Below are 6,907 nucleotides of genomic sequence, written 5' to 3'. Positions count from 1 at the left end.
TCCCGAACTCAGAAGTGAAAAGCGCCATCGCCGATGGTAGTGTGGGAGATCCCATGTGAGAGTAGGTCGTCGTCAAGCTTTAATACAAGAGAAACCCCATACGACAAATGTCGTGTGGGGTTTTTTATTGCAGACACGCATGTGAGAGTAGGTCGTCGTCAAGCTTTAATATAAGAGAAACCCCATACGACAAACGTCGTGTGGGGTTTTTTCGTTTACAGCGCCAAAACGTCAATCCCAAGCTCCGACTCGTAGGGCGCCGTTAGGCCGCAGGCCGTAATGCGCCGCTGGGTGCAAAGCGCCCATATAACCGATATTGAACATATCGATTGTGGTTATCCATTTACTTGCGCCTGTCTCGTACCTCGACGCGTCTGCGTAAATGCATAACCGCAACCTATTATATTTTTTCACATCCCCAATCGTAGGGCGCCGTTAGGCCGAAGGCCGTAATGCGCCGTGGGTGCGAAGCGCCCATATAACCGATATTGAACATATCGGTTGTGGTTATCCATTTACTTGCGCCTGTCTCGTACCTCGACGCGTCAGCGTAAATGAATAACCGCAACCTATTAAATTTTATTGCATCCCCAATCGTAGGGCGCTGTTAGGCCGAAGGCCGTAATGCGCCGTGAGTGCGAAGCACCCGTATAATTTACATTGGGCGTATCGGTTGTGGTTATCCATTTACTTGCGCCTGTCTCGTACCTCGACGCGTCTGCGTAAATGTGAATAACCGCAACCTATTATATTTTTTCACATCACCAATCGTAATGCGCCACACCCATGATTGAACCAAATTGCGTTGGTGTAACATGAGGGCTACGCCCTCGGCTGTAGGGCGCCGTTAGGCCGAAGGCCGTAATGCGCCGTGAGTGCGAAGCACCCATGATTGAACCAAATTGCGTGGTGTAACATGAGGACTACGCCCACGGCTGTAGGGCGCCGTTAGGCCGAAGGCCGTAATGCGCCGTGAGTGCGAAGCACCCATGATTGAACCAAATTGTGTTGGTGTAATACGAGGGCTGCGCCCTCGGCGTCAGATTCGCTTCGCGAACCGTGACACAAATTACACAAAATCCATGGTGATCAGCACCGCAAATCGTAATACGCCAATCGCCCTGTTATTTCTTGGCTTTGCCTTCGAAGAACATGTTAACAGTGAAGTCTTCTGTACCGATGCGACCTCCATCGATATTAAAGTCTGCGAACTTTAGGTCAACAGAGCCTTCGAAGCCCGCGCGGTAATCTCCCCATGGAGAATCGCCTTCACCAATTAAATTGGCATCAAAAGAAATGGCTTTGGTAACTCCGTGTAGGTTTAAGTCACCATTTACCTTAACCATGCCATCACCTAGGTCGCTGATGCTGGTACTTTTGAATGTTGCTGTAGGGTATTTAGAGGCATCCAAAAAGTCTGATCCTGTGATGTGCTTATCGCGCTGAGCATGGTTAGAATCAAAACTCTGGGTTTGAATAGTGACCATGACGCTTGAATCGTTAATGTTATCTTTATCGTATTCAAAGCTACCTGAGAAGTCGTTAAAGCGTCCTTTTACCCAGCTAATGCCGATGTGTTTTACTTTAACATCTATTTGCGAATGGGCACCTGCAGTAGCGTCATCAATAACATAAGTTGCTGCATTGACTGCGCTAGCTGAAATAACGCACAAGCCGAGTAGGCTGCTCTTTAAGATATTTTTCATGGTTTCTCCTTAAGTCCTAACATGTTTTTCAGGGTGGTGTCTTTATCAATGAAATGGTGCTTTAGTGCTGCCAAAGTGTGAAGGATGACTAATCCCATTAGCGCATAAGCAGCATAGTAGTGTATATCGCCAGCATAAGTTGCTTGGTTTTCAATAAAATCTTTAGGTCCTGGTAAATTAAACCAGTCAAAAATGTCGATGCCTTGCCCACCAGCAAAGCTAATCAGAAGGCCGGAAAGTAAAATAGCAAAGCTCAAGATATATAAAGTTTTGTGGGCGAAGCTACTTGCCTTGTTAATAAAGTGGCTATTGCTTGGGGGAGGTTTTGGGGTTTTGCTAAGAATGCGCCAAACTATTCGAATGGTCATTAATATTAATACTAGAAGGCCTATGGCTTCGTGAATTTGTGGTGCCAGTGTGTACATAGGATCGTAGTAACTTAAATCGACCATATACCAGCCTAAAGCAAATAAGCCAATAACTACTATGGCGAGTAGCCAGTGCAAAGTAATCGTTAGCCAACCCCATTGCTTTTCAGTGTTTTTGAAGTGTTTAATAAACTGCATGAATTCTGTCCATTCAATTAAGAATGTATACACTCTAATACATGTTTAGACTTAATTCTAAGCAGATAGTTCTAAAAAAAGTGTTTATTCATAATAATTTCTTTTTTGAAATTAAAGATGTGATCGGTAGATGCAGGAAAGCTTTTCAAGCAAAGTAATGAAAAGGCAGGCTGTACAAGGACTAACTAGGTTTGTCGGCTTGTTGAGTATTTGAAGTTAAGCTAGCTAATTATGCTTTGTCAGGTAATGGAATGCCAGAGGAGCTCTTCACACGGTTTAGTACAACTGTTGAGGTTAGGTCTCTAACGCTGGGTAAGCTTGATAGTGATTCGGTCAGAAAACTTGAAAGAGAATTAAGGTCTTCACTGATTACTCTGAGCCAAAAGTCATACTCTCCTGTCACTGAATAGCATTCGAGTATGGTTGGCATTTCTTCTACTGCATTGCGAAAGGTATGACATGCATTAGGAGTGCTTTTATTGAGTACGACATTCACAAAAGCGGTAACGCTGAAGCCAAGTTGCTTTGCATCGAGTTGGGTTACATAGGCCTCAACTAGGCTGTTTTGTTCTAGACGATGTAGTCGTCTTGAACACTGGGATGGTGATAGGTTGACTTGCTCAGATAAGGCAACGTTTGAAAGACGAGCGTTTTGTTGTAAGGCTTTAAGCAGACGCCAGTCGTAGCTATCGAGTTCGACATTGTTCATTCAAGATTCCTTTACCCTCTAGTAGATATAATATTTTTTTATAATTGGGGCCTATACAACAAGAATAATGAGTTTTAGGAATGAAACAAGAGATAAACAAGCAAAACACATAATTTTATGCGTTTTTTTTACACAATTTTTGCTGGTTATGAAGGTTGTTTGAAACAGCGCAAGAAACATTGCGCTGTTTCAGTTTTGGCTACTTAGGAAGGTTGTCTGATAACCAATTGATTGCTTGTGGGTAAGGGGCTGGCATATCTAGATCAGATAATGCTTGTTGTAAGTCGCCAATAGAGGCAGAGCAGAAATTCAAGTGTCCGACTTTACGGCCTGGTCTAACTTCTTTTTTATACCAGTAAAGCTCTAGCCCTTTTATATTCAGCCACTGATAGTCAAGCTCAACACCAATTAGGTTAACCATCATGCTTTGATTTTTAACCTGAATAGGGGATAAGGGTAAGCCTGACACAGCACGAACATGGTTTTCGAATTGGCAGGTGCTCGCTCCAGCTTGGGTCCAATGGCCACTGTTATGAACTCGTGGAGCCAGTTCATTAATGAGTAGCTGATCGCCTACTCGGAAACATTCCATTGCCATAACGCCTACATAGTCTAAGGCGTCCATTAACTTACCTAGCATTTGCTCCGCTTTTGCTTGATATTGATTAAGGCGCTCAAGTGGCGAAATAGAAGCATATAAAATGCCGTTGATATGAAGGTTCAGAGTAAGAGGGTAGAAGTGCTTAGTGCCATCTTTACCTCGCACGCCAACAAGAGAAACCTCTTCGTCAAAGTTTATTGCTTGCTCGGCGATAGCATAGCCTTTCCAGTCTTCAGGTATTTCTGCGCCTTCATTGGCTTTAAGCCAATATTGGCCTTTACCATCGTAGCCACCGCGACGACGCTTCATTAAAACTCGGTCACCAAGCGTGTCATAGGCTTTTGCAGCAGTAGAGTCTGATTCAACAGGAAACCAAGGTGCTGTTGCGAGTTCGAGACGATCTAACCACTGTTTTTGAGTAAGGCGGTCAGCAAGCTGCGGAAAAGTCGCAAGATTAACAAAGTTACTGTGGGTCGCTAACTGTTGAGTGGCCGCCGTTTGGGGCCACTCCTCACGCTCAGCGGTAACAATATCTTGCTCTTTTAGATCAAGCTCAGAGTCTGCTTCGATATCCACAGGACGAATGTCTAACCCAAGTGGGTTACCAGCTTGCTTAAGCATGGCGCCAAGTTGGCCTGCACCTAATACCCATAATGTAGACATTTTATGCCTCCCTAGGATCTGGATTAGAAAGCACGGTTTCAGTTTGCTGAGTTCTGAAAGCTTCAATACGTTTAGCAAGCTCGCTGTCTGTGTTAGCAAGAATTTGGCAAGCTAACAAGCCTGCATTAAAAGCACCTGCTGTACCTATGGCTAACGTACCTACCGCTACGCCTTTAGGCATTTGAGCGATAGATAATAAGCTGTCCATTCCGTTAAGGGCTTTGCTTTGCACTGGAACACCTAGAACAGGAAGTCTTGTATGAGCTGCAACCATGCCTGGTAAATGAGCGGCACCGCCAGCACCACCGATAATAACTTCAAAACCATTGCTAACTGCGCTTTCGGCGAACTCTGCAAGCTTTACTGGAGTGCGGTGAGCGGATACCACTTCCACATGGTAACTTACTCCCAGTGTGTCCATGATCTCTGCAGCAGCTTCCATTGTGCTCCAATCACTTTTTGAACCCATAATTAAGGCGACTTTAGCTTGCAAAATACATTCTCCCATTGCGTCGGATTTAGGTGGTTGTTCTAGAGTAGGTCGATTCCACTAAAATAGATCAATGAATGGCTTTATTGATCAAATTTAGATCTTTTCATAAGGGCGCTAATATAGCCGATTTTCGCTAAAACAGCGAGTGTTCAGAGGGCTTGTAGGGTGAGAGTGTTTTGACCTAGTAGTCAAAAAAAGAGCGACTTAGAGTCGCTCTTTTAAATACTGTTCGTAATCAGGAATTTCTTTTTCAAATTCACTTTCAAAAAAAGGTGAAGAGACTAAGAAGTTTGCAGAAGATACGCTACAAGCAATGGGAATGTTCCACACCGCGGCCACACGTAACAGTGCTTTTATATCTGGATCGTGGGGCATTGGCTCAAACGGGTCCCAGAAAAAAATCAACACGTCAATTTCACCTTCAGCAATCATACCACCAAGCTGTTGATCCCCACCGAGTGGGCCGCTGATGAGCGCATTGACTGGAACACCAAGTTCTTTTTGCAGTAAATTACCTGTTGTTCCTGTGGCCATTAACGAATGCTTTACGAGCTTAGATTTATGGGCCCGAGCCCATTTTATGAGCTCGGGTTTCATATTATCGTGGGCAACTAAAGCAACCTTCTTAATAGCGCGAGTTGTGACTGTTTTCTTCTGCACCGTTACGTCCTCGAGATACGCTAAATTAAGCTATATCACCAACTTTTACTACTTTCATAGCATTAGTTGTACCATAGCTCACAAGGTGATCACCTTTTGTCACAATGACTAGATCGCCATCTTGAACATAACCTAGGTTTTTAACTTGATCCACCAGGCCAGAGATAATGTTATCTACATTGTATTCTTGAGATGAGAAAGAAACTGGCGTAACACCACGATAAAGTGCTGCTTTATTCAGTGTTGCTTGGTTTGGTGAGAGAGCATAGATAGGTAGACCTGAACTAATGCGAGACATTAGAAGAGGGGTTGTGCCTGACTCTGTTAAGCTGATGATCGCTTTAACACCTTCAAGATGGTTTGCTGCATACATTGCTGACATGGCAATGGCTTCATCTACATTAGTGAATTTCACATCTACACGGTGCTTAGAGCGTTTGATAGCAGGCTGTTTCTCAGCGCCTAAACAAACGCGGTTCATCGTATTGATTACTTCTTCAGGGTAGTCGCCTGCAGCCGTTTCAGCAGATAGCATCACAGCATCTGTACCATCTAGAACAGCGTTGGCAACGTCGAATACTTCGGCACGTGTTGGCATAGCGCTGGTGATCATGGTTTCCATCATTTGGGTTGCCGTGATCACAGGGCGGTTCAATTGGCGACAACGTTTGATCATGTGTTTTTGTACACCGATTAGCTCAGCATCACCAATCTCAACCCCTAGGTCGCCACGGGCAACCATAACGGCATCAGAAGCAAGAATGATGTCATCTAGAGTCTTGTTATCAGCTACGGCTTCAGCACGTTCTACTTTAGAAACGATTCCGGCTTTTAAGCCTGCTGCTTCAGCAAGTCCGCGAGCTTCTTCTAAGTCAGCGGCACTGCGAGGGAAAGAGACAGCTAAGTAATCAGCTTTTAGAGCTGCGGCTGTGATGATATCTGCTTTGTCTTTCTCAGTTAGAGCAGCAGCGGATAGACCACCACCTTGGCGGTTAATACCTTTGTTGTTAGATAGCGCGCCGCCAACAATAACTTTAGTGATAACTTCAAGACCTTTAACTTCAAGTACTTCTAGAACAACTCGACCATCGTCAAGCAGCAGAACGTTACCCGGTTCAGAATCTTCTGCAAGTTGAGGGTAGTCAATACCAACTCGAGTTGCGTCACCGTTGTTTTTGTCAAAACCAACATCAAGAATAAATGTTGCGCCTTCTTCTAATTCAACTTTGGTGTCCTTGAAACGAGCGATGCGAATTTTTGGTCCTTGAAGGTCTCCTAAAATAGCGACATGGCGGTTGTTTTTCTTTGCCATTGCACGAACGACTTCGGCACGGTTAATGTGGTCTTCCGGTTGGCCATGAGAAAAATTAAGACGAAATACATTTGCGCCAGCTAAAATTAATTTTTCAATCATTTCTGGAGAGCTGGAAGCTGGGCCAAGAGTAGCAACAATTTTTGTTCTGCGAGTCATTATAAATACCAAAGTTTTTAGGGGCTTGAAACAAGTAT

7 protein-coding genes and 1 rRNA gene are annotated in these 6,907 nt (G+C 44.2%); 1 reads left to right on the top strand and 7 read right to left on the bottom strand.

All coding sequences use genetic code 11. The features are described 5' to 3' along the window. Window positions 1-78, top strand: a 5S ribosomal RNA gene (gene rrf, locus ACYVGZ_RS15640); the annotation flags it as partial. 1,046 nt (window positions 79-1,124) lie between these two features. On the opposite strand, the gene ACYVGZ_RS15635 is transcribed toward rrf, so the two are convergent. The 7 genes from ACYVGZ_RS15635 to pyk all read right to left on the bottom strand — a co-directional run bounded on the left by ACYVGZ_RS15635 (window position 1,125) and on the right by pyk (window position 6,869). Beyond that, the gene (locus ACYVGZ_RS15635) at window positions 1,125-1,706 is read right to left on the bottom strand and encodes a YceI family protein (RefSeq protein WP_460757690.1); all 582 of its coding nucleotides are present in this window, start codon (window positions 1,704-1,706) and stop codon (window positions 1,125-1,127) included. Then, window positions 1,703-2,272: a cytochrome b gene (locus ACYVGZ_RS15630; protein WP_460757689.1), complete on the bottom strand. Its 570-nt coding sequence runs from the start codon at window positions 2,270-2,272 to the stop codon at window positions 1,703-1,705. Before ACYVGZ_RS15630 ends, ACYVGZ_RS15635 begins: the two co-directional genes overlap by 4 nt. 229 nt (window positions 2,273-2,501) lie before the next feature. Beyond that, window positions 2,502-2,981 carry an Lrp/AsnC family transcriptional regulator gene (locus ACYVGZ_RS15625; RefSeq protein WP_460757686.1) on the bottom strand — a complete coding sequence of 160 codons (480 nt, stop codon included), beginning with the start codon at window positions 2,979-2,981 and terminating at the stop codon, window positions 2,502-2,504. Window positions 2,982-3,180: 199 nt separating this feature from the next. Then, window positions 3,181-4,245 carry a 5-(carboxyamino)imidazole ribonucleotide synthase gene (gene purK / locus ACYVGZ_RS15620; RefSeq protein ID WP_460757683.1) on the bottom strand — a complete coding sequence of 355 codons (1,065 nt, stop codon included), beginning with the start codon at window positions 4,243-4,245 and terminating at the stop codon, window positions 3,181-3,183. Window position 4,246: 1 nt separating this feature from the next. Continuing rightward, the gene (purE, locus tag ACYVGZ_RS15615) at window positions 4,247-4,738 is read right to left on the bottom strand and encodes a 5-(carboxyamino)imidazole ribonucleotide mutase (protein ID WP_460757680.1); all 492 of its coding nucleotides are present in this window, start codon (window positions 4,736-4,738) and stop codon (window positions 4,247-4,249) included. A 204-nt stretch (window positions 4,739-4,942) separates the two neighbouring features. After that, window positions 4,943-5,398 carry a methylglyoxal synthase gene (locus ACYVGZ_RS15610; RefSeq protein WP_460757678.1) on the bottom strand — a complete coding sequence of 152 codons (456 nt, stop codon included), beginning with the start codon at window positions 5,396-5,398 and terminating at the stop codon, window positions 4,943-4,945. Window positions 5,399-5,423: 25 nt separating this feature from the next. Further along, entirely contained in the window at window positions 5,424-6,869 is a 1,446-nt protein-coding gene (gene pyk, locus ACYVGZ_RS15605) for a pyruvate kinase (RefSeq protein ID WP_460757676.1), read from the bottom strand. Between the last annotated feature and the right edge of the window lie 38 nt (window positions 6,870-6,907).

This window comes from Marinomonas epiphytica (assembly GCF_054780655.1).
The sequence above is the reverse complement of the archived record's forward strand: the minus strand, read 5'-3'. Positions and strand labels throughout refer to the sequence as shown.